Origin of the sequence: Virgibacillus oceani (genome assembly GCF_014638995.1) — a bacterium.
Taxonomy (GTDB): Bacteria; Bacillota; Bacilli; order Bacillales; family Amphibacillaceae; genus Virgibacillus_E; species Virgibacillus_E oceani.
Genome location: NZ_BMFR01000006.1, coordinates 26,899 through 53,723, shown reverse-complemented (window position 1 = coordinate 53,723; position 26,825 = coordinate 26,899). Strand labels below are relative to the sequence as shown.

Here is a 26,825-nt window from a genome sequence, read left to right as displayed (position 1 = left end):
TTAAAGATACCCTTCCCGGTTTCCATATTTATAGGTAATGATGAATGTTCATGTATTTTTTTAACAAACTAGTTGGTTGAGGAAGACTGAACATTTTTTCAACCAAATTTCCGCAATAAGGTAGCTTTCCCTCCCCCTCTTGTTTGTTCAACTCAGTCCAGTATAATAGTATAATATGACTTTTATCGTCTTTCATAGAATAGGAGAATGTGCTTTGCCAAATAATGAATCCTTGACACCGTTAAAAATGCTTTTGTTTTGTTTTCACGCGACAAATACCATTATTATTAGTTTTTTGCCATTATATTTAAAGCATAAAGGTTTAAATGGTACTGAAATTGGATGGGTGCTGGCCGTCGGACCATTAGCATCTATTTTTGCGCAGCCTTTTTGGGGCTATATGAGTGATAAATATAAAACAGTTAAGCGTATGCTTTTAATCTGTATTGTTGGTCTTCTTATTAGCAGTGTGCTTTTCTTTCAAATGAATGGTTTAATTGCAATCATCCTAATGGGGGCAGTTTTTTACTTCTTCACATCGCCAATCGGTGCACTTGGCGACAGTTTGGCACAACGCCGGGCTGATGACCTCAACGTTTCATTTGGCGGGATTCGGATGTGGGGATCAATTGGTTTTGCCACATCTTCCCTCATAGTCGGTGAGGTACTTTCCAAAATTGGTGTTCAATATATGATTTGGCCATATTTATTATTTGGAACGATTGCATTGCTGGTTGCATTCCGTTTAACTGATGTAAAAGTAGAATCAGATCCAGTCCAGCTAAAAGATATCAGTAAAATACTTACAAATAGGCCGTACATCATCTTTTTAGCAATAATCATGTTTTTGACTATTACACATCGGGCAAACGACAGTTTTATAGGATTATACATTGCACAGCTAGGCGGAAGCGAAGGCTTAATTGGATTGGCTTGGTTTGTCGGAGTAATTAGTGAAGCAGCAGTGTTTGCATTTGCGGGCTTTTGGTTCAGAAAATTCCACACACTAATCTTCATTATGATAGCTGGTGCCTTGTATAGTTTACGCTGGTTCATTTATTCAGCTGTTGATGATCCTGTCTATATCATTGCACTTCAAGTATTGCATGGTTTAACATTTGGCATTTTCTATTTATCCGCATTTCAATATATCACTAGATTAATTCCCAAACTATTGCAATCAACCGGACACCTCGTGTTTTTTGCCGTGTTCTTTGGTGTTTCAGGAATTATTGGATCCCTTACTGGCGGTGCACTGATTGATTCTTATGGAGGAACTACACTCTATTTATTAATGGGATTCTGTGCGTTAATAGGGACCATCGGGATGATTATTTATCACGTTCTTCCATATGGCAAGGAAGTTCCGGCACAAAGAAATGAGCAAATGTAATGGAGCCTGGGATAAAAGTGTTTTAACCAAAATAAAATCCAAACATAGTTGGTGCATACATACCGCTACGGAAATACACTACGCTTTCCGCGGGCGCTGCCTTAGCCTACTTCAAGCTATCGCTCTACGTAGTCTCACCCTAGGCTTTTCATCCCGAAGGAGTCTCCGTGTATTTCCTTCTGTAGTATGGTGAAATGTTCAGCTTTGGGTTAAACAATTTAGTTATGTGCCAGCCTCCTTTTTACTTCGGGAAACAATTCATACTTCCACCATACGGTATCCTAATCAACCTCAATCATCTTCAGTTTTTCAAAATTCATATAATACAACTTACTATGCCTTCCACGTATGAACGTTTTAAGAAGCCGGAAATTCATGCTTTCAATTAGTTCGTCCTATTTCCAGTTCCATTTTGTCTTTTAGTTTTTTCAACAAGGGATTATAATTATTTCTAATTTTTTCATAGATTAATCTTGCTTCCTCTTCATATAGACATTCTTAATTTTTAATAATGGAAACAAAAAATAACAAATAAGGCTGATAACCCATAATCGGGTATCAGCCTTTTCTACTTCTAACTCAAGAAAATAAAATACAGAATAAATATTACAAACAGCAAATACATGATGCCGTTAATTTCTTTTCCGCGCCCCTTCATCATCATGGTTATCGGATAAAAAATAAATCCCATGGCAATTCCGGTTGCAATACTATACGTTAATGGCATTGCAACGATTGTTAAAAACGCTGGAACGGCAATTTCAAACTTATCCCATTCGATATTTTTTAGCGAGGATGACATTAAAACCCCTACAATAATCAGCGCTGGTGCAGTAACCTCTGCAGTTACGACACTTAACAACGGGGAGAAAAATAGTGCTAATAGAAATAGTCCTGCTGCTACAACGGCTGTAAACCCTGATCGTCCACCAGCCCCAACACCAGCAGTTGACTCAACATAGGAAGTAGTTGTAGATGTACCGACAATTGACCCTACGACTGTGGCAGCGGAATCCGCGAACAATGCTTTACCCGCACGAGGCAATTTGTTGTCTTTCATTAAACCAGCCTGTGTTGCAACAGCCACTAATGTTCCTGCAGTATCAAAAAAGTCTACAAATAAAAATGTTAAGATAACAACAAGCATTTGAATGTTAAAAATATCGCCAAAGTGAGCAAAAGCCTGTCCAAATGTTGGCGCTAAACTTGGCACTTCTCCAACGATGCCGTCAATACCAGATGGTGGTGTAATCAATCCGGTAATGATTCCGACAATAGCTGTCAAAACCATTCCGTAAAAAATTCCACCCTTAACATTCAGGCTAAGTAAGATAACAGAAACGATAATGCCAAAAATGGCAAGTAATACTGTAGGCGATGTAAGATTACCCAATGCCACCAATGTAGCATCATTTCCAACAATAATTCCAGCACTTTGGAATCCGATGAATGCGATAAACAGCCCAATACCTGCACCTACAGCCATTTTGAGATTGGCTGGAATTGCATTAATAATTTTTTCACGCAGCCCTGATAGTGTTAAGACAATAAAAATAAGTCCAGAAGCCAGTACACCCGATAATGCGGTTTCCCATGGGATTCCGTAGCCAAGCACAACCGTATAGGCAAAAAATGCGTTTAATCCCATACCCGGTGCAAGTACAACAGGATATTTTGCGATAACACCCATGAACAATGATCCAACTGCTGCCGCGATTGCAGTGGCAGCAAAAACAGCATCAGCATCCATCCTGGTTACACCCTCAGGCAGCTCCTCAATTCCAGCCAGCGATAGTGTCGATGGATTGACAAATAAAATGTATGCCATTGCAAGGAATGTTGTCAGTCCCGCAATAAATTCTGTACGATAATTTGTCCCTAACTCTTCAAAACGGAAAAACTTTTTCACGTTATTCTCCTCCTTTTCGAAAAACCAAATAAAAAACACCCTCGATTAAAACCAAGAGTGTACCTTTTAACTATTCAGGAAAAAGTAATCCAATAAACAATGCAATACTTCATACTCACATAAAGCGATTACTTTACCCGCGTAGTCAGACTATTTACGGCAGTCTGGTAGAAACTCTTGGGCCATATTCCCCAAATTATACGCAAAACCTATTCAATTATCATTGCAAATTCTATTTTACTATTCAACATGCGAAACGTCAATAAAAATACGAACATTCATTACATATTTATAATAAATGTTCGTATTTGAATTAGCTATTCCCACTCAATCGTAGCAGGTGGCTTACTTGTCACATCATACACAACACGATTAATATGCTCAACTTCATTCACAATCCGAGTCGAAATCTTCTCCAAAACATCCCATGGAATACGGGCCCAATCAGATGTCATACCATCAATGGATGTAACAGCGCGAATCCCAATTGTGTAATCATATGTCCGCGCATCCCCCATTACACCAACACTGCGAATGTCCGGAAGCACGGTGAAGTATTGCCAAATATCCCGGTCTAGCCCAGCCAGTGCAATCTCTTCCCTTAAAATAGCGTCGGATTCCCTAACAATTTCAAGTTTTTCTTCTGTTACTTCACCCAAAACACGAATTGCTAGTCCTGGTCCTGGGAACGGCTGGCGCCAAACAATGTTTTCCGGTATACCGAGCTGAATACCAAGTTCACGAACCTCATCCTTAAATAGTGTGTTCAATGGCTCGATTAACTCAAACTGCATATCCTCTGGCAATCCGCCAACATTGTGATGGGACTTAATGGTTTGTGCTGTTTCTGTACCACTTTCAATAATATCTGTATAAAGTGTCCCCTGCGCAAGAAAATCAATATCCTTCAGTTTTGCAGATTCATCGTCAAACACATAAATGAATTCATTTCCAATAATTTTCCGCTTCTTCTCTGGATCAGCCACACCTGCTAGCTTGGATAGGAAACGATCTTTTGTATCAATCTTAATAATGTTCATGTGGAAACCATCCGCAAAAGTTTCCATTACATCGTCCGCTTCATTTTTACGAAGCAGCCCATGATCAACGAAAATACATGTCAGCTGATCTCCAATCGCTTTATGAATAAGTGCTGCAACAACAGATGAGTCAACCCCGCCGCTTAATGCACATAAAACATTACGATCCCCTACTTTTTCCTGGATCTTTTCAACTTCCATCTCAATAAAGTTCTCAATTGTCCATTCCCCATCACAGTTACATACGTCATAAACGAACTGATTTAAAAGATGATTCCCATATTCGGAATGACGAACCTCTGGATGAAATTGGACACCATATAATTTCTTACTTGGATTACTCATAGCTGCAATTGGAGTTGATGGACTGGTTGCATCAACTTGAAAAGAAGCTGGTTCCTCCATAACCTTGTCACCATGGCTCATCCATACGGTTTGATTCTTCGGTGTATCCTTGAAAAGTATTGGATCATGACTAAGGTCAATTAGTGCTTTTCCATATTCGCGGTTTTTCGCCTTTTCAACCTTTCCGTTAAAATGCAAGGTCATGAGCTGCATACCATAGCAAATACCTAAAATAGGAATGTCCAAATCGAAAATCGCTTCATCACAGCGAAAGCTATTTTCATCATAAACACTGTGCGGGCCACCAGACAAAATAATGCCTTTCGGGTTCATCCGCTTGATCGCTTCAGCAGTCAGTTTATGTGAATGGAGTTCACTGTATACTCCTAACTCTCTTATTCTTCTGGTGATTAACTGATTGTATTGACTTCCAAAGTCTAATACCAGGATCATTTCGTTGTTAGTATCCATCTTTTCTCTCCTCCATATAAAAAACCTGAATTTCTTATCCAAAATGTAATTTAGTTAAGGAACAATCCCCATCTAAATACAAAAAGGCAGAAATCCAGGTTCATGATTGTAAACCATACAGATATTCCGCCTTCATAGTCAGAGCATTTACGGTGCCCCGGTAGAAACTTTCGAACCATATTTTCGAGGATATACGAACGGCGTATATATTATTCAAATTTAATTACATTAATCAATGCGGTAACAGCTTACTTACTAATATACTTTATCATTCTACTAACACACGCAAGCTTGGTCAAGCCATTATTCGTTTGATTAAATTTTTCCATAATTGCGTGAGTTTTTTTGTTTCCGTTTCGTTTATTTCATTATTATACAGCATCCGTTCGTAATAATCGGTTAATTGCCCCATTTCATCAGAGCTGTACCTTGAATCAATACGCTTAGCATATTCGCGCAAGGTTTGATTCGAACTTCTGGGCAAACCGCTATATGATAACAATTTCAGCAAATAATGGTAAGCTTCCTGGTATGTCTTTGCATCATGTTTGCTTCTGAATTTTACAGAGAGCATCATTGCCCTTAATTGATATCTCTTACGATACAGCAGAAATGCTAGGATCATAATAATTCCAATGCCGATAGCGACATAGCCCCAATTGATGTCTAATTTCATTGTCGTGTTGTTTTCAGCAGCAGGCGCAGTATCCTTCTCTTCTTCCTGTTTCAATTCCTTTTCCGGCTTTTCCTGTTCTGGCGCCTGTAATGTGTCATCCTGTTCTTCTAAATTTTCCAGGTTAATTTCAAAATCAGTTAAGTTGGAAAAGCCTTGCGTTGGTTCAAATGGTACCCACCCAATCCCAGGAAAATATGCTTCCACCCAGGAATGGGCATTCGCATTTGTTACTTCGTATACGTCATATGATTCATCTGTACCGCCGATATTGTCTGCTATTTTTTCACCACTTGTAAACCCTTTAACCCACCTTGCTGGAATATCAAGGGTCCGCAGCATCACGACCATTGAGGTAGAATAATTATCACAGTAACCTGCTTTTGATTCGAATAAAAATTGATCGACATAATCCTGATTTTCTTTTGGAATTGGAACATCGCTTGTTTGATATTGAAAACCATTTTGCCCGAAGTAATTTTCGATAGCCCGCACCCTGTCATATCGATTATTATCAGATGATGTAATTTCCTTTGCCAATTCGCCGATTCGAGCTGGCAGATTTTCCGGCAGCTGGGTATATTGATCATTTATCGCTGTCGGATCCTCTAGACTCGCCTTGCGTAATTCATCAATAGCAAACGATGGCATATCATACGTAATGCTGTATTCGGCAAGACTTCGATCAACATTATTTACGCGTGTACGAATTTCACCTGAATTTTGATCAAGTAAAAATGCCGTAGCTTCCCCTGCTTCCACCTGACTGATTCCATATGGATATACAAGTTTCTCAATCATTGTATTGCCTTGAAACTCAACTACGGTATCGTGTTTCTCTGTTTTAACGTTATCTGAAAATGTATCAAGTGCTATATACCCATTAACCTGCGTTTCATAATTTGGTTCCGCAGATCTTTCCCAGCCTTTGCCGGTATAAACATCCTTAGTCTCTATTCGCCAATAGTGCTCATCCTTAACAGCCGCTTGAAAGACAGGTGTGTAATCCTGAACAAATGAGCCACCAAGCCTGGAATCATCTTCCCCATAACCAACCCGGCGAACAGAAGAACCACCTTCTCCTCCACCAGCCTGTTCAGCAGCACTTTTTAAAAAAGGTACTGGATCCGGCCACTGTGGATCATATTTCGGTGCAGCATAGCCTATAAGCGTGGAAAAGAATACAACCGCAATTAAGGGAAAAATCCATATCCAGGAATTCTTTGTCCAAGCAAATCGGATAGACTCTCTATCTACCTCTTTAAACAAATTAGCCATACCTAACGACACAAACGAGATAATAAAGGTTCTCACAATAGCACCGTCAGCATCGTATACAGTAAATGTGTCCAGCACAGTTAAATAAATGATAGTAAATAAAATAAACACAAAAATACGTTTCATAATGACGAACCAATAGTGTAACAGATAACTCATTAGCCATATCAGGATCAAAAATAAGATACTTCGGAATAGAGGTGTTAACTCATACCATTGCTGATGAAATAACATATTTATATTAAAAGATATTTCCATGAAAATATACGAAAACCATAGTTTGCTGAGAAAAGCATAGGTTGTCATGAATAGGCTATTAATAATAAAAACGAGGGCAAATCCTTTTAATAGAAAAGAAAACCACCATTTTATCTGCAGCATCGATACCAAAAAACAAAACACGGCAAATAGAATAAAGACGTTCAAATCACTCGTATCAGTTACTTGCTGTATGGGGTATAGCCATTCCAAAAATAGAAAAAAACCGCATATATAAAGTACTGAGGTGTATAGAAAAGGAATTCTGTTGTCTTTGGCGAAATTCATCGTACATTCACCTCAATCGTATTTTGAACCAACTGCTGTTCCGAAAGTATATTGACAATAACACCATCCATTTGAAGCTGTTGGATAATTGTGTGCTCTTGTTGTGAAATTAACGCTTTGGCTTGTATAAATAGGACGATAACGCTTTTAGAACGTTGTTTCATCTGTTGCAGCGATTCCTTAATCGCCCCATCCATATTGGTGGTAATCATCATAATAATGTTACCACTCGAAAGCTTCCTGACTTCTTCTTTTAGTTTTAAAGCAAAAGGGCGGTTACCCCCTGGCTGAACCCTTGTTAAATGCTGTCTCATCCGTTCTTTCTTCGTGGGATCATGATGCAATGGATAATAAACTGTCTCTTCCCCGACAGATAATAGCCCTACCTGTGATGCTTGTTTTTGAATAGCCTCCATTAATGAAATGGTCACTTCAATTGCTGCTTCAAAGGCTAATGGATTAATCCCAACGTAATAGCAGCAGTCTAAAATAAGTATTGTATCCGTACTCTTTTCCTGCTCGAACTCTTTCGTCATTACGTTGTTCTTTTTCGCAGTTTGTTTCCAGTCTATCCAGGAAAATTTATCACCAGGCATGTATTCACGAATCCCTGTTGCTACATTGGTATTTTTTAAATTTAAGGTATAGGAGGAGACGGAGCCTTGTTCAAAGCTGCTAACCCGTTCTGATATATGAAGTTTGCTTTCATTAGGGTATGCAACAAGCTGATCGGCCACATGAAAAACATGTTCCTTCTTAATAAATCCGAATACATCCCCTGTTTTAATGCGAACTGCCTGCAGTTGATGTTCCCCGCGGGGCACCTGCTCAATTCGATATGGAAGCTCCATCTCTTTACGGAACCCGGGAAACACAACCTTCTTTATCATTCTATTAACCTGTAATTTATCAGGTTGATCCAAGTGATAGTATTTTTCTTTCCGGTTATCAACCTTTTTCAAAGTATCTGGAAAAACTTCCTCACAAATACAGTAATACAGCGGAAAAGGCACTTCCCTTGTCACCCTTACAACTACGGTTATACTGTCACCTGCACGGATAACATGGCGGGATAGATTTCGCGTAACCTCCCACTTTTTGATTGGATAGAGAAGCAGACCTAAATGATAAAGAAAGATCGGCAAATAGCTAAAAAATAAAAACCAGCTTACAAAACCGCCCTGAAACATTGCAAATGAAAACAGCAGCAGCAATAGAAAAACGATAAAGACGAGCTTGCCGATAAATCGCATCGTTCCATTCATTAATGAAATTCCTTTCGAATCGGGATATGCGTATTCTTAATAACCGAATGAATAACCTGTTCACTTGATAACCCATCATATTTGGCTTCAGAGGTTAAAATGATTCGGTGTGAAAGAACGAATGGTGCTAAATATTTCACATCATCCGGTATTACATAATCACGGGCATGAATATACGCATAAGCTTTTGCTGCCTTCATTAACGCAATGGAACCCCTTGGACTCACTCCAAGATAAATAGCTGAATGTCTGCGTGTCCCTGTTGCTAGATTCACAATGTAATGCTGAACATTTTTATCAATGTAAACATTTTTCACTTCTGCCTGAATGCCGATCAATTCATCCTTATTGATCACAGCTTCTATTTGTTCAATCGGGTGGTCCTTTGCAGTTCGTTCCAATATCCCTAATTCCTGTTCCCATGATGGATAACCCATTTTTAATTTTAGAAGAAACCGGTCAAGCTGTGCCTCTGGAAGCGGATATGTTCCCTCGTATTCAATTGGATTTTGTGTTGCCATAACAAAGAACGGCTGCTTCAGTGGAATTGTTTTACCATCGACCGTTACATTTTTTTCCTCCATGGCTTCCAATAGGGCAGATTGTGTTTTTGGGGAGGTACGATTAATTTCATCGGCCAGTACGATATTTCCGAGAATCGGCCCTCCGCGAAACTCAAATTCTAGTTCTTTTGGATTATAGATTGAGATTCCGGTAACGTCTGACGGCAGTAAATCAGGGGTGAATTGTATTCTTCTAAAATCACAGTCTAATGATTTAGCCAATGTCCGGACCAGCATCGTTTTTCCAACGCCCGGCACATCCTCCAACAGGACATGCCCCTGTGCTAACAATGCCACTAAACTAAGGGCTGCAACATCCTCCTTGCCTATCATTACTTTATTTATATTCGTTAATACCTTTTCAATACTTTCATTATATATAATTGTCTCCTGCATCATCCGAAATCCCCTTCCTGATTCGCAAATATCTACTATTAACTATACTAAAAATGTACTAGTAAGTAAAAGCACAATTATAGGTAGTTTTCGATTATTTAAACTATTTTAAAATCTAGTATTTGTAAATTTTTTAGATTTTATACCCTGGAAATGGAAAAGGAGAAGCCGGAATTCCGACCTCTCCAAACAAAAAAACACTTAAGTCTCATCCACACCTTTCTCCTTCTCCTTCCATGGTGGATCACCAAAACCATGGAATTTTCGATTTACTTTATAAATGATTAAGGGTATTAAAAATGCCAAAACTGTGCAAATAAGAACTAATATGTCATCTAATCCCCCTAAATACTTTGTCCACATTTACCGTTCACTCCAGTGTTTTTTTGTTTGATCTGATGAACCTGTTGCGCGCACCTCAGCATTAACTGCGACATGAAACGTACTTTTTGCGAAGTAGCTTTCACCATGGTCCCATTCATTTTTAATCTGCTGCCATAAATCATAATGCCTTTCCTTTATCATGTCTCCGATCCCAAATATATCTGCATTCAATTCCGTTTGTGCCTTTTTAATGGTATGATTGATTATTTTTTCCAATTCATCTTTGACTTGTTTTTCTACCTCGTCTAAAGTTTTTTTCTTAATAATATTTTCTGTTCCAAAGGTTTCGGCAATTGATCCTTCAACTTTTACTTTTACGGATATATGAATATTGTTTTTATCCTTTGTATCTATAGATAAGTTACTTTTAACATCTTCTAATTCATAGGTAAGAATATTATCATCTAACTCGATGTTTATTGCTCCTTCCTTTGCATTGCCAGTGAGCAGATTTAAACCTTTTGTTTCTTCCCCATCAAGCATTCCTACCATTTTGTTATCATATCCATGAAAAACCGCAGCGCCCTCATATTGTATCCCTTCCCCAGATGTAGTTATTTTAGGGATAACGTAGCTGTTTTGATTCAAAAGGTAGGCATGAACCTGTCCTACTCTTACAGGTTCCAATGCGGATGCCGTTTTGAAGCTATTTTCCATAACGGACTCAATATACAAGGCAGGGAGTTTCTCGTTAGTTGGTTTTACATCTAGAACATTTTTTGCATCTTCGTCGGCTACTATTACTTTAATACTACGGCGCATCGATGGATTGCGGAGGAAAATATCCATTATTTTAGCAAACAAATTTTTCGTTTCCGCAATTTCCTTTGAGACAATGATAATTTTCAGGTGTTCCCAGTAAGGTGACCGACTTGTCAGCTGGGCCATTTCCCTGCTAATCGCAAACATACTTTCTCCGGTTGCCGATATATTTGTAAATGCATCGCTGTCTCCTCCCCCTTGCGTTGGTGCACCTAATGTAGAAGGGATTACAAATTGATTGGTTAATCGTAATTCATATTCACCATTTTCTTTTTTTCCCATCATATCGACAGCCGATCCAATGATAAATCCCCGTTCCTCAATATCCACTTGATCCCAGCAGCCCGTTAAAAAAAGAAAAGAACAGGAGACGATAAAACAAACTTTTCGACTAATCACCTTGTTTCACTCTCCTTAATTTACCAACCACACCTAATAATACGGTAACTGTAAAGGTAAGAATTATAGCTGAATAACCTACTATATTCCCAAGTACTCCTATACCTTCTATATCTTTAGGATACATCGCAACTACATATACAAGTGGCGATAAAATAAGGATTAACCTCATTTTATCCTTACTTTTAAAAATGGAACTTAACGCAAGAATAGCAATATCCAATGCCATTACAGTTGTATTAAAAATAGCCATTATCCAAATCACAAAAAAAACCGACTCAACCCGTTCAAAGAAGCCACCCGGTATATCTATTTCTTTGGCTAGCTCAATTGTTGGATAAAGTAAATTGGAAGTAACAGAATGACCGAACACACCTAAACAGGTAATATAAAGCAAAATGTAGACCACGATTGGTATACCCATTCCTATCACAGCAAATCTCGGTGTTTTTTCAGGCTTTTCTGCTAGCGAAATATAAAATAAGATAATCCCGAATCCTACATACGATGTGATACCGGTACTAAACGATTTCACGTAATCACTAAGGCTCGTTTCAAAAACTGGCAGCAAATTACCTAATCTGAACCAGCCCAAATTGAAAACAAATACTGCCAATGCCACCAAAATAATAATGGGCAAAAACATCATATTTAACCGGAAGATTCCAGCTCTAGAGCCCGCAACGGCGTAGACAACAACCAGCAAAAAGATTAAGGAGATCACCTCAACCGGGGTACGGTCAAATAAATACTGCTTAGCTATGTTTGATATTTCACGAACCTCATAGGCAGCAATCATTATTGATACGATGGTATAAAGAAACGTAAATACAATTGCCACAGGTTTCGTCAAAATCAGGGAAGTATAGGATAGAAATGATTGATTAGGGAAACTTGATGCAATTTTAGCGATTATCCATGTTAGCAAAACAAAAAATACACCGATTACTAAAAGCGAAATCCAGCCATCAGAACCAGTTGTTGCTCCTGCAATACTTCTTGGTAACGATAGAATCCCCACTCCAATTACCATGGAAGGAATTGCAATCATTATTTCCCTATGACTTATTTTTTCGTCCCCGTATTCAAACCATTTCATGAGCCTTGCCTCCCTTTATTCCCGGATTCAGGATCATCTGTTTTCAGATATTGCGGACGCCTTGTTAATGCCTGGATAGGTGCACGAAAAACAAGGTCTTTCCAATCAGAAATAAAGCTAGGTGCAAACGGTACAGAATAAGGTACGCCAATACTTTTTAAATTTACAATATGGATGTTGACCATAATGTACGAGAGAATAATCCCATATAATCCAAATGCAGCAGCCGCAATCATGAACCCAAATCGAATCATTCGGAAGGAAATTGCAACACTGTATGCTGGTAATGAAAAGGAAGCAATTGCAGTAAGAGCTACAACAATTACCATGATTGGGCTAACAATACCAGCCTGAACCGCCGCATCACCAATAACTAGCCCGCCAACGATACCAATCGTTTGTCCAATTGTTTTCGGAAGTCTCGCCCCGGCTTCACGCAGCAATTCCATCGTCACTCCCATTAGTAATGCCTCAACAAATGCCGGAAATGGCACCCCTTCCCTTGTGGCAGCAATTGAAAATGCAAGCTTGGATGGAATCATTCCTGAATGAAAAGAAATGAGTGCGATATAGAGTGCTGGTGCAAATATCGAAATAAATGCTGCAAGATATCTTAGAGACCTCAATAAGGTACCGATCGTCCAACGCTCATAATAATCTTCCGGTGATTGGAGGGCGTCACCTATATTAAATGGCGCAACTAGTACGAAGGGTGTTCCATCTAATATAATTGCTACCTTTCCCTCTAACAATGAAATAGCTACTCTGTCAGGTCTTTCCGTGTTCATTATTTGTGGAAACGGAGAAATAAAACTATCTTCAATCCATTGTTCAATAAAACCGGATTCCGGGGCATCATCCATATCAATTGTCTTAAGCCTTCGATTAATTTCCTTTACCAGATCCGGATGAACAACACCTTCAATATATGTTACAACTAAGTTTTTTTTGGAACGGCGTCCTATCTGGTGTGTTTTGAAACGCAGATTTGGGTCCCGAATATGGCGTCTAATGAGCACCATATTGGTTCGTAAATTTTCAACAAATCCCTCTCGTGGACCACGAATAGTAGGTTCTGACATTGGCTCCTCAATGGAACGGCTTTCCCAGCCCTTCGTATCCATAATAAGCACAGTGTCGATACCTTCTAAATAAAAAATGGTATTTCCGTAAAGCAAACTGTTCGTTGCATCGTCCAACGTTTTGCTTTTTTTAATATCGCTTACAGAAATAAGCTCCTGATAAATAACATCTAACAGCTTTTTGTTATCATTAGGTAAATCCTTTCTTTCATTTACCCTTTGCAGGCGCATTAGTATTTTATTATCAACTGTATCTTGATCCACCAAACCGTCGATTATTACCAATGCACCTCTATGGTTCGTGTGGCGAATCGTAAATTCCCGGATAACAAGGTCATTTGGTTCTTCCAGCATTTTTTTAAGATTGTCTAAATTTTTATCCAAATTATTAACAATCTCAACGGAAAAATCCTCGTCTCCATTCTGTTTCTTATCCTTTGTATCTTTTTTATTTCGTTTAAACAACGACCCTAGTGACATATAATCCCCCTCGCTCTGAAATAAGGCTTTACCTTTTGTTTCCCATCTTTGTATTATTTTATACAAACCTGCTGAAGCTGGATTCATTGGTGAATAAGTCTGCTGAAATTCGAGAAACTAAGATAAACAAACGTATATCAAGGAGGAGCAAAATTCAAAAATGGACTTAAACATTCAACTTACATCTGCAGAACATGCGCAAATATGGGGGGCATATCAGAATGCCAGTTTAACATCAGCTGTTCTAAAATATTTCGATAAAAAGACGGAAGACGGGGAGATAAAACCTGTCATACAGGATGCCCTAGCTTTGGAATTATCCCATTTAAGTAAACTCAAACAAATATTTGAAAAGGAAAACTTCCCAATTCCGATTGGTTTTACGGACAATGATATCAATGCAGATGCACCAAGACTGTATACTGACAATTTCATGCTGCATTATGCTATTCAAATGGGCCAGTTAGGAATGGTGGCTTTCTCGACAGCTATTCCTATGGTTACTAGGGAAGACATATATATTTTTTATTCAGAAGGACTTAGACAATATAATGAGATTCATCAAAAAGCATTACTGATTGCATTAACAAAAGGGCTATTTGTTAAGCCACCCGCCATCCCATTACTGAAAGAGATAGACTTTGTCAAAAAACAAAGCTTTCTAACAGGATGGTTTGGGGAACGAAGACCTTTAACGGGCATGGAAATTACAAACCTGTACTCAAATATGCAGCGTAATAATTTAGGAATTGCAACTTTGACAGGATTCAGCCAAGTAGCAAAATCCAAGGAAGTAAAAGATTATTTAGTCCGTGGAATTGAAATAGCAAAAAAACATGTAAACGTATTTAGTTCTGTATTGAGTGAAGGTGATATTCCTACACCATCGGGATCAGACTCAATGGTAACACAAGCCAATGAGGTGTCACCTTTCTCCGACAAATTAATAATGAGCCATGTAACTGCAATGATTACCCTTGGAATTGCTTTTTACGGAATGAGCATAACAACAAATATTAGAAGAGATTTAGTAACAACGTACACACGACTAAGTGCGGAAATAGCCTTATATTCAGAGGATGGTGCCAATATAATGATAGACAATGAATGGTTGGAGGAACCACCACGTATGGTGGATCGTGAAGAATTATCAAAACCCCAATAATGAGGAAGTGAACATAATGGAAAACAATGACCAAAAAACTGAACTGACAGCTGCGGAGATTTCCAGTCTTTGGACATCCTATCAAAATGACACAATGCTAATTTGCGGTTTACAGCATTTTCTAAAGAATGTTGATAATGAGGAAGTAAAATCGATATTGGAACAAATGCTATCTATTTCAGAGCAGCACAAAAAGAAATTAACCCAAATTTTTAACAATGATAACTATCCTGTTCCACAAGGTTTTTTAGAAAAGGATGTTAATTTGGACGCACCACGGCTTTTTTCAGACAGGATTTATGTTGAATTATTACTTCAAATGGGTGGATTTCATATGGCCATATATGGATTAGCGTTATCACAGGTTGAACGCGACGACATTATCCACTTTTATTCCGATGCATTAAACGAGTCACATGAGATAAATAAGAAGGTAAAGGAAATAGCCAAAAATAATAGGCTGTATGTGCGTTATCCGCAAATTCCCAAAGCAAAGCAAATTGAGTTTGTCACAGATGACAGTTTCCTAACTGGATGGTTCGGTGATCGCAGACCGCTGCTTGGTGTTGAAATTACGGCACTAGTATTGAATGCAAGACGTAATGCACTGGGTCAAGCACTTATTACTGGTTTTTCACAGGTGGCAGGTTCAAAAGAGGTAAGAAAGTATTTTGAGAAAGGCAGGGATATATCGGCAAAACAGTTAGACATTTTTACCTCTTTATTACGTGATGATTATATTTCTGAAGGGGCACGCATATTAACATCGGAGGTAACAGACTCAACAGCTTCTCCATTCTCAGATAAGCTAATGATGTTTCTAATTACTACACTTATTGCTTCTGGTATGGGGCAATACGGTACGTCCATGTCCATTAGCCCAAGACATGATTTAGGCGTACAATATGCCCGATTAATTGCGGAAATTGCCAAGTATTCCAACAAGGGGGCAAACATCATGATCGAAAATGGCTGGATGGAACAGCCCCCTATAGCAGCAGATAGAAAAAAACTGGCGAAATAGGGTGGATTAATGATAAATAAACAGGAAAAAAACAAAGATCCATTAGAATTGCTGCTATGGAGTATTGCATTTCCGGGGTTTGGGCAATTATTAAATTCGAAATATGTTAAAGGTATTATTCTAATTATTGCGGAGTTTGTTGTAAACGTCTTTGCTAACTTTAACCAAATAATCGTTTTGAGCTTTCACGGTGAAATCACAGGGGCAATCGAACAAACAAATTATCAATGGCTTATGTTTTATCCATGTTTGTACTTTTTTTCTATCTGGGATGCTTACAAGGATGCTGGTGGCGGAGAAAAGCCTTACGCTTACATGCCTTTTGTTTTTTCCGCATATTTCGTAACATTGGGGTTAATCTTTTCACCTAAGCTTACTATATTCGGACATTTAATCGGTCCAATGTGGCTGCCCATACTATCTTTACCGATTGGAATATTCGTCGGGGCAATTATCCGAAGAATTTTGCTGAAGTTTGGTGATGAGAAGTCCCGTGCAATTGAATAAACGATACAATCAACTTCAAACGTAAAGACTCGCTGTTAAATCTGAATCTTTACGTTTGTTTTTATTTTAAAATTCCTATTCCAGACGATCAATATTCATGCAAATTAGTGTTTACTACATATTAAAATGCATCGTGCACATAATAAAAAGCAGTAATACGAAAATTGGATGCTGATAGCCAAATCCGCCTTTAGATTCTACCAATACTATATATGTCCATCTTTCTTTTAACAATTGTCGGATAGATGTTTAATCGTTCAATTTTTCACTGGATTTTATTGAACGATCACGCACACAATAGGACTTAAAAATATGTGTACTACGATGACCTAACTACATCAAGAAGGTGAATAAATATGTTATCTACATTAATGCAGCCTGAAACCCTTAGCATCATTATCGGGGTATTTTTTGGAATGACCTCTAGAATTATGATGCTCAGAACTGACTATCGGCAATACCCAACATATCCTCACGGTAAGATAATTCAAGTTTCCCTTGGTTTTATTGCTGCGGGTTTAGGGGCGCTTGTAGTCCCCGCCCTTCTCAATAAAGAATATACAGCTGTAACATTTCTTGCCTTGGCTGCTCAGCAATTTCGCGATGTACGTAAAATGGAACGGGAAACACTTACCAATATTGATGAAATGGAACTTGTGCCAAGGGGTACGGCATATATTGAGGGAATTGCAATGGTATTCGAAGGCAGAAATTATTTGGTTATCTTTAGTGCTCTTGTTGCATCAGGATTTACAATGCTTTTTGCTTGGTATTGGGGGATTTTAGCAGGTATTGTTTCGTTATTTATTTCAAGGTGGTTTAAATCTGGAAAAGCTCTTAAAGAAATTGCGGATGTACGCCTTATGGATGTTAGGGTAGATGGTCCGGATTTATATGTTGGTTCCACCTATATCATGAATGTCGGGCTTCCAAAGGACATCAAAATAATTGAAGAAAATGGTATGGGAGTATTATTAACTCCAAAGGATAAAAGTGCAAAGGTAACACTATCCGACCTCGGTCAAAGGCAAGCAATATTGCACAATTTGTCCGTTATTTTAGGGGTTTATCGTGATTCATCGGAACCAGCCCTTGTTCCGATGGCCAAGCTAGATTTAGATAGTGGAGAATTGGCGCTTTTCCTTTTACCACGTGAAAAGGACCCAAATCAGGTTATAAACATTGTAAAAGGGGCACCAACTTTAGAAAACGCTATACGCCTTCCAACAAATTCATAGAGCGGGAGTGATTTAAGGATGTCAAGAATTGTTGCTATTGTTTCATTGAATCCATCATTAGTCACAGGCGGGGTAGCAATATTCATCGCGAAAAATGAAGAAGAACAAAAACAAATAGCCTTTTCCTTAGAAAAGATTATGGATGCTACCGCACATGATTTGAAAAATGGAACTTTCATCCTAGTTGATCATAACACTAAAATAACATAATTAGGGAGTTGAATAGAATGAATAAACAAACAGTCGGACAACAGTTTCAGGAACAGCAGACTATAAAGCAGCAAACACCGAATCAGGTCCAGCAAGTCCCACAGTCACAGCAATCGTCCCAATTAAAAGAACTATTGAAAAACGTGGATAAAACCATCCAGCAAGCGCAGCAATCCATTAGACAAGTTCAAACGGGACAGGATGATTTATTTCAGACTGCAGATCAGCGACTTCAATTTGCGTTACAGCAGCTGCAAAACCTAAAAACGCTGGAAACACAAATGATAACAGGTCTTCCTGAAAGTGCTAAACAGCAATTAGAACAGGCTTACCATGAAATTAACCAAGCTGGGCAAACCCTAACATTTGCACAGCAATCACTGAATAAAAATTAACCAAAAGTTGCTGATTCTCGGGTTGATGTTCGTGCCCTCGGGTTGATGTTCTGGCTCTGGGGTTGATGCTCCGGCTCTGGGGTTGATCTTCCTGCTCTCGGGTTGATGTTCTCGCTCTCGGGTTGATGTTCTCGCTCTCGGGTTGATGTTCTGGCTCTCGGGTTGATGTTCCGGCTCTAGGGTTGATGTTCCGGCTCTGGGGTTGATGCTTCGGCTCTGGGGTTGATGTTCTGGCTATCGGGTTGATACTTCGGCTCTGGGGTTGATGTTCTGGCTATCGGGTTGATGTTCTCGCTCTCGGGTTGATGTTCGTGCCCTCGGGTTGATGTTCGCTCTCTCGGGTTGATGTTCCCGCCCTCGGGTTGATGTTCTGGCTATCGGGTTGATGTTCTCGCTCTCGGGTTGATGTTCGTGCCCTCGGGTTGATGTTCGCTCTCTCGGGTTGATGTTCTGGCTCTGGGGTTGATGCTCTGGCTCTGGGGTTGATGCTCTGGCTCCCGGGTTGATGTTCTCGCTCTCGGGTTGATGCTCTGGCTCTCGGGTTGATGTTCTGGCTCTGGGGTTGATGCTCTGGCTCCCGGGTTGATGTTCTCGCTCTCGGGTTGATGCTCTGGCTCTCGGGTTGATGTTCTCGCTCTCGGGTTGATGTTCTGGCTCTCGGGTTGATGCTCCGGCTCTCGGGTTGATGCTCTGGCTCCCGGGTTGATGTTCTCGCTCTCGGGTTGATGCTCTGGCTCTCGGGTTGATGTTCTCGCTCTCGGGTTGATGTTCTGGCTCTCGGGGTGATGTTCTGGCTATCGGGTTGATACTTCGGCTCTGGGGTTGATGTTCTGGCTATCGGGTTGATGTTCGTGCCCTCGGGTTGATGTTCGCTCTCTCGGGTTGATGTTCCCGCCCTCGGGTTGATGTTCTGGCTCTCGGGTTGATGTTCTCGCTCTCGGGTTGATGTTCTGGCTCTGGGGTTGATGCTCTGGCTCTCGGGTTGATGTTCCCGCCCTCGGGTCGATGCTCTGGCTCTCGGGTTGATGCTACGGCTCTCGGGTTGATGTTCTGGCTCTCGGGTTGATGTTCCTGCTCTCGGGTTGATGTTCTCGCTCTCGGGTTGATGTTCTGGCTCTCGGGTTGATGTTCTGGCTCTCGGGTTGATCTTCCGGCTCTGGGGTTGATGTTCTGGCTCTCGGGTTGATGTTCTGGCTCTGGGGTTGATCCCCGCCCACGGAAAGCGGGGCTGCGGGGTAAAAGAGTATCATAAAATGCAAAATTTACATAGTTCTATTGTCGCATTTTACATTACGTATTAAGTTCCTACCGTTGAAAAAGTAACGTTCTACGCATTCCATCCTATAATCGTTCTTCTTTTAAACAACTTTTTAGTTATCTCCTAGTCCCGTATTTTCCCCAACTATATGTTGTAGCGTATAATAGTTTTCCAGTGTATCTACATCGAAAAAAAGGTTACTGTCGGAAAACGCCAAAAATCTGGCATTTCCTTTCCATTTATCATTTCTGACTATTTTTCTGGCACCAGCATCACCGTGGAGGTTAAACAATTCATCATACATTTGATGTGTGAATAAAATTGGTGGATGCGGTATCCCATTATAGATCGAAGCTACAAAAGAAACATTTTGTTTCTTTTGTATTTTTTTATATTCATTTAAGATGGCATCAATCATATCTGCCGAAACTAACGGCTGATCGGCTAACATGATAAGCACTGCATTTGCGCCAATCTTTTTCGCATGGTGTAATCCACATTTTAAGGAAGCTGCTTGTCCCTCTGCGTTTTCAGGGCAAAAAGCATGAACGATACGGCTTTTAAAATGACTTAAGGTAAGCCATGCAGGTGAATCTTCCTTTTGTGTAACCACTACAATTTTATCAAGGTCTGTTTTTAATGCTGTTTTCAATGCCATACTTCCTAATGAATCTTTTCCGACTTTCTGGGTTAATTTATTCTCCCCAAATCTTTTACTGTTACCCGCTGCTAGATAAATACCTGCTATTCGCACGGAACAACCCCTCTTTTAACGAAAGCTGATGCTGCGACTGTATCAGCTCAGCAATAATACTAATAGCAATTTCTTCGGGACCATCTGCTTTTATTGGAAGACCCACAGGGGAGTGCAGGTGCTCTGGAATCTCCTTGCCATCTAATAATCTAGAGGTACGCCTGCGCGGTCCTAATATACCTAAGTAGCCAATTTGCTTACAGGCTAAGAAATGTTTAAGTAATTCCTTATCTTTTTGAAAATCATGTGTCATCATAACTACGGAATCACTAGGAACAAAGTTTATGCCCCCCAATGCGCCACCGATGGACACACCTTTTAGAAGCGTAGCACCTGGGAAATACATTTCATTGCAATAAGCACTGCGCCAGTCCCAAACACTCACCGAAAAGCCCGTTTGTATTGCCATTGCAGCAAATGGTCTAACATCTGGACCCGCACCAAAGATAAATAATCGGGGCTTTGGCTGGAAATGTTGAATGAAGACATGTTGACCGATATCATCCATATAGTGAATACGCGATTTATTTCCTTTAAATGCGGCATGAATGATAGAATCAGTGATAATATGCTGATTCCCAAAAGTATGATATTCATCCGCCATAAAACCATGCTTTTGTACGGAATAATCTTTTTCCAATATCCTTATCGAAACAACCGGAATACCCTTCATTAGGTGTCTCTTCACAATACTTAGATTTTCTTTCAGCACTGAATCTACTTTTTCCAGTAATACGTGGACCTTCCCATTACAACCAGCTCCACGCCCCCATGAAAGATCATCCTCAGAACTTAAATCATACGAAATTGTCCTGGAGCTTAGTAAGTTATCTCCTAACAATTCAGCTGCTTGAATTGCTAAATCCGTTTCTAGACAGCCGGCACTTATGATCCCTATTTGCTGTTCATTTTCTGTAAACAGCATGGATGCTCCTTCTTTTCGATAAGCAGATCCTTCGACATGTATAACCGTCGCCAGCACACATCTTTCATTAATGGATTCCATTTTTTCCATGATTTCATGTATACTACTCATTTATTTTTCTCGCAATCAATGTATTTTTAACCGCCTCTTTAATTTCCTGATACCCTGTACACCTGCAAATATTGGACTCTAACCATTCATTTATCATAGCATCATCGGCATCTGGGTACGTTTGAATTAGTGCATAGATATTGAGTATGTAACCCGGTGTACAGTAACCGCACTGAATAGCCCAGTTGCCGATAAATGCCTGCTGTATTGTTGAATCTGTTAATCCCTCTATCGTTGTTATCTTGTGCCCGACTGCCTCTACTGAAAGAATATGACAGGAATTAATGGGAATTCCATCTACTAAAACAGTGCAGCTTCCACAATCACCGTTGTTGCATCCAGGTTTTGCCCCAACAAGCCCAAACTGCTCCCGAAGAGTATACAACAATGTATCTGAATTCCGTACATAGGCTTCCTTTACCTGATCATTGATGGCTAACGAAATTAACTGGCCAGCTTGCATATTTTGTATCATCAAGACACCCCTTCAAAATTATCCAGTAATTGCTGCAGTGCTTGTTTCAGTACAAACTCTCTGTATTCACTAGAGGCCTGTGCATCATGTAATATGGGGGCTGGAAGCAGGTCAATCGCAGCTTGAATTCTTTTTCCTGGAGAATTTGTTACGTCATTTAATGCTTCCTCAATTTGGTTTAGACGAAATGGATAGGCGCAAACACCGCTAAATGCAACACGAATTTGATCATCCACCAGAATGGATGCTATGGATACAATCGGATAATTAACTTTTGATTGTTTCGTTGTTTTATGATTGATATGTCTGTATTGGGCAAATTTATTATTCGTAACAAGCTGAACGATAAATTCACCCTCGTTAAGCTTGATCCCATTTCCACTTATGACTACCTGTCTTGTTCCTTCCCTGCCAGCAATTACAGCCTCACTTTCGGTAAGCAAAAAGGGAAGAAGTGCCTCCCTGTAAATAATATCGCCTGTAAGGTTCCCGCCAATTGTTATCTTGTTTCGTGCAGTCCGGAATGCAATGGACCGTGCCACATTAGTTAGTAATGGAAATACAGCAGAATCTGCTATTTGTGTTAGGGAAACTGTTGCTCCAATGGTAATTGTTTCTGTGTCCTTTTTTAATACATTACATTCGGGGATATTCTTCAGATCAATTACAGCATTTGGAGAAATTTCATTCATTCTCGCACGGCTAATGATTTCAGTCCCGCCGCCATAAAAAATAGTTTGCTTCTGATTCCCGGTTAAATCCTGGTAAAGCTGCACGGCTTTTATAATTGTGGAAGGTCTATAATATTCAAAATCAATAGGAATCATTGTACATCCCCTTTTCCTTCTACAAGCTTCCAAATTAATTCCGGAGTTAGCGGTAATTGATTTAAATCTGCCGCACACGCAGCCGATAGACTATTTGCTAATGCACCAGCCATCCCAATCACGCCATATTCTCCCATGCCCCTTGCTCCATATGGTCCATCAACCAATGGTGTTTCAACAAAATCCACTAAATACTCCGGGGTTTCGCTGGCTCGAAGGATATCGTACGTACGTAATTGAGGATTCAATACAATCCCTTTGTCATCAAAAGTAAAAGATTCCCGGGTAGCCCAGCTTAATCCTAAATACATTCCACCACGCATTTGTCCAATTGCCGCTTGGGGATTTATTACTTTTCCCGCATCAAGAACTGTTGCCGCTTTTACTATTTTATATGTGTAATCTTTTGGATTATACTCTACTTCAACCGCTTGAGCTCCAACACCCCATTGTGGACCAGGCTTTCCAAAACCAGTTTCCGGATCCAAAGGTGTCAAATGCCTTACATTATAAGACCCATTTCCAACAACTAATCCTCCTACAGTATTCCCGTTCGGATATTTATACCCTACAGCAACGTCCGTAATTTTTACGCCGTATTCTGGACTATCTTTTAAAAATATTCGTCCCTTAGCAATATCAAGATCTTCAGGTGAAGATTTTAAAACGGTAGAACCAACATTTTTCAATTGCTTGATTGCGTCCTCAGCTGCTGCCAGCACAGCTCGTCCAGCTATCATCGTTGTACTGCTGGCAACTGTCTTCCATTGATGCGGATCATACTGTGTATTAACCTCCAGGGTAACGTGAATATCTTTCGTATCCATTTTTAACTTTTCGGCTAAAATTTGCCCCAGCACTGTTTTTGTTCCTTGTCCAAGTTCTACCGCTGCGCAATTTAAATTAATACTGCCATCTGTATTAAATGTTAAAACAGCTCCGGCAGTCGCATTTGGAGGCGTACTTGATGTTTTCCAAAAGCAGCTAATTCCTTTGGTTCGTATTTTTCCATCCCTAGTTGTTTGGACATTTTTATTGGGGTTCCATCCGATTAAATTCCTGATTTTAGTTAAACATGATGAAACATCACCAATGTTACTTGCATTTAAATTAACCTGGGTTGGGGTTGTATCCCCTGGTCCGATCGCGTTAAGCAGACGTAGTTCGAATGGGTCCACCTGTAGTCTTGCAGCTAATTTATCCATTGCTTTCTCCACCGCAAATGTTAATTCCGGATGCCCAAATCCGCGAAAGGAAGTAGCATAAGGGTGGTTCGTGTAGACACAGTAGGAATCACAATGAACATTTTCTATCGCATATGGTCCCGTACAATCACTTGCTGCTGCCTTACTAATTCCAGCCCCAGTATCTGAATAAGCACCACTATCAAATAAAAATTTAATTTCTGCCGCTTTCAACTTCCCATCTTTTGTTGCACCTAGCTTGACGCTTGCATCGAGCCCTATATGGACAGGAGACATAATCAAATCTTCTTCTCTACTATTTTCGATTTTCACCATCTTACCGCCCACAGCCCGAGATGCCAAATAGGCAATGAATTCTAATTGGACAGTACCTTTCCCCCCAAAAGCACCTCCTACCAATGGGGTTTGAACAGATATCATTCCCGCATCGATATGAAAGAATTCACTAAGCAATTTCCTGACATAAAATGGCCCCTGTGTGGATGAGTAAACCATCACTCGGCCATTTGACAGTATCTCAACCCTTGCACATCTTGTCTCAAGTGCAGCATGATCAGCTGGGGTGAATGATACCCTTGATTCAATCGTTATATCACTAGCTTCCCATCCGGTTTGCATATTTCCTTTTCTTATTTTTGTTAGATTAGCTATGTTTGTATTTGGCGTTGGATAAACCCCTTTAACCTGAACCTTATAATTACTTAAGTTTTCATGTATGAGCTGGGCATTACTTTTCATAGCCTCTGCAGGTGAGTTAACAACAGGCAGGTCCTCATATTCCACATCAATCAGCGTGGCTGCTTTTTTCGCTTGATGTATATTATCAGCAACGACAACCGCAATAGGTTCCCCGCAATACCTTACCTTATTAACTGCTAAGGGCGGACGATCTGCCAGCATGGGACCAACGGGAAATGGAAATGCATCCCCGGTTAAAATTGCCCGAACACCGGGAACTTCCCATGCTTTGGCGAGATTTATTGATTTAATTACCGCATGTGCGCGGGTGCTAGTATGTAATTTTGCGTGCAATACACCTGGAATCGTTACATCATTCGTATATTTAGTTCTTCCAAATGCTTTATCCGGCATGTCCACACGAGGAACACTTTTACCAATCACCGTGTAACTTTCTGTCTTCATGATAAGCCTCCGTTATTATAGTGAAATCACACTTTGAAGTAGTATTTACAAGCGGCTAAATAATTATGCATCCCTAAAAAGCCACTGGAGAAGAGGGCTACTGTAGTGAATTGAATTTTAGTTCCTGATGAAAATGTTGGAAGGACTTACGTATAAATTTAAAAAGAAGGGCGAATCCTAACGGAAAAAAGGAGGGTGACCTAATGGCCGAAGTAATGGATGATAGAAGAGATAACTCAGCTTTATGGATGGGATGGATTGGTATTGCAGCAGGTATTATCTCTTTTTTTACCATGCCTGTTTTGTTTGGTATCGTTGCAATTGTTCTTGGACTTATTACAGCCTTTAGTAAAGCGAATGCCCTTGGCTGGTGGGCTATAATTATTGGGGCGGCTGGAATAATTGTTCATTGGTTTGTTACAGGTAACATCTTTTGAATCTCCCCCCTTGGATTCCTTACCCAAGGGGGGAAATAAGTTAGTAATTACTTTTATTTGCTTTTGGCTAAGGTTCGTATATTTCCTTCCCTCACCCTTTAACTTTATTATAAGAAATTATCTCGAGTAACTTCGGACCGAATGAATTTTTATAATACTAGTTTTCCAATTAACGTGATAAAGGCAATTATTTAATGACAATCACAAGCCCCTAATTAAACAAGTGGTATTCTTAAGGTAGAAAACGCGTTTGCAACTTTCTCCGCAAACTCTAATGGAGGTTCAATTGACTGGAAATGGACGTATATAATGATTGGATCCGTAAATATCCAATGATTATGAATGGCCCCTACAACAATTCCCTGACCAGCAATTTCTTTAACAAAATTAGGTACCTCATCTTGCAGAAGGGCAATCTCGCCAATATTTAATGCGTTCCCTTCCTCATCCAATGATTCAAAAAGAACATTCGCCGAAAACACGGTGGTACTGGGTTTCCCCTTGAACTTTACGGGGATGTCGCGTTTAAATTTAACCGAACACACGCTATTATCCTCCACTTTACCTTTTCCGTTTAGAATTTTGCCGAATTTATCACAAATGCTTTGATCTACATTTCGATTTTTTACATTTTCCCCATTTTCGTCATATTCCGAGAGCGCCTTGCGAAATGGCCCACAGATATAATCCACGTCCCTCATTAATTCCATAATTACTGTTTCATTCTGTCTATCTATATCCATTACTTCCCTAAGTTTTGTTACTTTCTGTTCAAAAGCATTCCTTTCCGCGAAGTCCTCTAAATCCTTCACTGATGCCTCAACTTCGTCCAACCAATTTCCTGCGATCTCTAAATAGTCTTCCCACTCCGTATTCAACTGTTTGCACCTCCAACAAATTAACCGCACACTTCTATGTATGTCAGATGAGATTTGTCCTGTGCTTAAATATCAAATTTCAGAGCAGAATCCTGACAATGAAAATTATGCTTGATATGCCTCTTTATCCAATGAAAATACAACGCTGCTTGGCTTTTTCATTCTATACCCCCATATTTTTCATATAT

General features: G+C 39.7%; 23 protein-coding genes and 2 riboswitches. Of the genes, 8 read left to right on the top strand and 15 right to left on the bottom strand.

The window, feature by feature from the left end:
• The first annotated feature begins 214 nt into the window (after nt 1–214).
• Nucleotides 215–1,393, top strand: coding sequence for an MFS transporter (locus IEV74_RS09175; protein ID WP_188455083.1), 1,179 nt, complete (start codon nt 215–217; stop codon nt 1,391–1,393).
• A 574-nt stretch (nt 1,394–1,967) separates the two neighbouring features.
• Here IEV74_RS09175 and IEV74_RS09170 read toward each other — a convergent pair.
• The 9 genes from IEV74_RS09170 to IEV74_RS09130 all read right to left on the bottom strand — a co-directional run bounded on the left by IEV74_RS09170 (nt 1,968) and on the right by IEV74_RS09130 (nt 14,085).
• Nucleotides 1,968–3,302 carry an NCS2 family permease gene (locus tag IEV74_RS09170; protein WP_188455082.1) on the bottom strand — a complete coding sequence of 445 codons (1,335 nt, stop codon included), beginning with the start codon at nt 3,300–3,302 and terminating at the stop codon, nt 1,968–1,970.
• A gap of 122 nt (nt 3,303–3,424) precedes the next feature.
• A riboswitch (purine riboswitch) is annotated at nt 3,425–3,526 on the bottom strand.
• 93 nt (nt 3,527–3,619) lie between these two features.
• On the bottom strand, nt 3,620–5,158 hold the full coding sequence (gene guaA, locus IEV74_RS09165) for a glutamine-hydrolyzing GMP synthase (RefSeq protein WP_188455081.1): 1,539 nt from the start codon (nt 5,156–5,158) through the stop codon (nt 3,620–3,622).
• Nucleotides 5,159–5,273: 115 nt separating this feature from the next.
• A riboswitch (purine riboswitch) is annotated at nt 5,274–5,375 on the bottom strand.
• Nucleotides 5,376–5,453: 78 nt separating this feature from the next.
• Nucleotides 5,454–7,235: a DUF4129 domain-containing transglutaminase family protein gene (locus tag IEV74_RS09160; RefSeq protein WP_373284320.1), complete on the bottom strand. Its 1,782-nt coding sequence runs from the start codon at nt 7,233–7,235 to the stop codon at nt 5,454–5,456.
• 416 nt (nt 7,236–7,651) lie between these two features.
• Nucleotides 7,652–8,920, bottom strand: coding sequence for a DUF58 domain-containing protein (locus IEV74_RS09155; protein WP_188455079.1), 1,269 nt, complete (start codon nt 8,918–8,920; stop codon nt 7,652–7,654).
• Nucleotides 8,920–9,882, bottom strand: a complete 963-nt coding sequence (locus IEV74_RS09150; protein ID WP_188455078.1) for an AAA family ATPase — start codon at nt 9,880–9,882, stop codon at nt 8,920–8,922. Before IEV74_RS09150 ends, IEV74_RS09155 begins: the two co-directional genes overlap by 1 nt.
• A 198-nt stretch (nt 9,883–10,080) precedes the next feature.
• A complete protein-coding gene (locus IEV74_RS09145) occupies nt 10,081–10,242 on the bottom strand; it encodes a hypothetical protein (protein ID WP_188455077.1) in 162 nt (53 codons plus the stop codon).
• Nucleotides 10,243–11,424: a Ger(x)C family spore germination protein gene (locus IEV74_RS09140; RefSeq protein ID WP_188455076.1), complete on the bottom strand. Its 1,182-nt coding sequence runs from the start codon at nt 11,422–11,424 to the stop codon at nt 10,243–10,245.
• A complete protein-coding gene (locus IEV74_RS09135; RefSeq protein ID WP_188455075.1) occupies nt 11,417–12,523 on the bottom strand; it encodes a GerAB/ArcD/ProY family transporter in 1,107 nt (368 codons plus the stop codon). The genes IEV74_RS09140 and IEV74_RS09135 overlap by 8 nt, the downstream gene beginning before the upstream one ends.
• Nucleotides 12,520–14,085, bottom strand: a complete 1,566-nt coding sequence (locus tag IEV74_RS09130; RefSeq protein WP_188455074.1) for a spore germination protein — start codon at nt 14,083–14,085, stop codon at nt 12,520–12,522. The genes IEV74_RS09135 and IEV74_RS09130 overlap by 4 nt, the downstream gene beginning before the upstream one ends.
• Before the next feature lie 160 nt (nt 14,086–14,245).
• Between IEV74_RS09130 and IEV74_RS09125 the strand changes: the two genes are divergently transcribed.
• The 6 genes from IEV74_RS09125 (at nt 14,246) to IEV74_RS09100 (ending at nt 18,624) form a co-directional block, all read left to right on the top strand.
• On the top strand, nt 14,246–15,250 hold the full coding sequence (locus IEV74_RS09125; protein ID WP_188455073.1) for a DUF3231 family protein: 1,005 nt from the start codon (nt 14,246–14,248) through the stop codon (nt 15,248–15,250).
• Nucleotides 15,225–16,274: a DUF3231 family protein gene (locus IEV74_RS09120; RefSeq protein ID WP_188455072.1), complete on the top strand. Its 1,050-nt coding sequence runs from the start codon at nt 15,225–15,227 to the stop codon at nt 16,272–16,274. The genes IEV74_RS09125 and IEV74_RS09120 overlap by 26 nt, the downstream gene beginning before the upstream one ends.
• Before the next feature lie 9 nt (nt 16,275–16,283).
• Nucleotides 16,284–16,781, top strand: coding sequence for a hypothetical protein (locus IEV74_RS09115; RefSeq protein WP_188455071.1), 498 nt, complete (start codon nt 16,284–16,286; stop codon nt 16,779–16,781).
• A 356-nt stretch (nt 16,782–17,137) separates the two neighbouring features.
• Complete coding sequence (locus IEV74_RS09110; RefSeq protein WP_188455070.1) at nt 17,138–18,019, top strand: YIEGIA family protein; 882 nt, start codon at nt 17,138–17,140, stop codon at nt 18,017–18,019.
• Nucleotides 18,020–18,037: 18 nt separating this feature from the next.
• Entirely contained in the window at nt 18,038–18,229 is a 192-nt protein-coding gene (locus tag IEV74_RS09105) for a capping complex subunit for YIEGIA (RefSeq protein ID WP_188455069.1), read from the top strand.
• Nucleotides 18,230–18,246: 17 nt separating this feature from the next.
• A complete protein-coding gene (locus tag IEV74_RS09100; RefSeq protein ID WP_188455068.1) occupies nt 18,247–18,624 on the top strand; it encodes a hypothetical protein in 378 nt (125 codons plus the stop codon).
• A gap of 1,370 nt (nt 18,625–19,994) precedes the next feature.
• Here the strand turns inward: IEV74_RS09100 and IEV74_RS09095 are convergent.
• The 5 genes from IEV74_RS09095 to IEV74_RS09075 are packed head-to-tail and all read right to left on the bottom strand — an operon-like array spanning nt 19,995 to nt 25,322.
• Entirely contained in the window at nt 19,995–20,636 is a 642-nt protein-coding gene (locus tag IEV74_RS09095) for an NTP transferase domain-containing protein (protein ID WP_188455067.1), read from the bottom strand.
• Nucleotides 20,602–21,672, bottom strand: a complete 1,071-nt coding sequence (locus tag IEV74_RS09090) for an XdhC family protein (protein WP_188455066.1) — start codon at nt 21,670–21,672, stop codon at nt 20,602–20,604. Before IEV74_RS09090 ends, IEV74_RS09095 begins: the two co-directional genes overlap by 35 nt.
• On the bottom strand, nt 21,665–22,135 hold the full coding sequence (locus IEV74_RS09085; RefSeq protein ID WP_188455204.1) for a (2Fe-2S)-binding protein: 471 nt from the start codon (nt 22,133–22,135) through the stop codon (nt 21,665–21,667). The genes IEV74_RS09090 and IEV74_RS09085 overlap by 8 nt, the downstream gene beginning before the upstream one ends.
• 11 nt (nt 22,136–22,146) lie before the next feature.
• Entirely contained in the window at nt 22,147–22,974 is an 828-nt protein-coding gene (locus IEV74_RS09080) for an FAD binding domain-containing protein (RefSeq protein ID WP_188455065.1), read from the bottom strand.
• Nucleotides 22,971–25,322 carry a xanthine dehydrogenase family protein molybdopterin-binding subunit gene (locus IEV74_RS09075; RefSeq protein ID WP_188455064.1) on the bottom strand — a complete coding sequence of 784 codons (2,352 nt, stop codon included), beginning with the start codon at nt 25,320–25,322 and terminating at the stop codon, nt 22,971–22,973. Before IEV74_RS09075 ends, IEV74_RS09080 begins: the two co-directional genes overlap by 4 nt.
• Nucleotides 25,323–25,525: 203 nt before the next feature.
• Between IEV74_RS09075 and IEV74_RS09070 the strand changes: the two genes are divergently transcribed.
• Nucleotides 25,526–25,759 (top strand): hypothetical protein, encoded by a 234-nt coding sequence (locus IEV74_RS09070; RefSeq protein WP_229683110.1) that lies wholly within the window; start codon nt 25,526–25,528, stop codon nt 25,757–25,759.
• Nucleotides 25,760–25,974: 215 nt separating this feature from the next.
• Here the strand turns inward: IEV74_RS09070 and IEV74_RS09065 are convergent, their stop codons facing one another.
• Entirely contained in the window at nt 25,975–26,460 is a 486-nt protein-coding gene (locus IEV74_RS09065) for a DUF1259 domain-containing protein (protein ID WP_188455202.1), read from the bottom strand.
• Between the last annotated feature and the right edge of the window lie 365 nt (nt 26,461–26,825).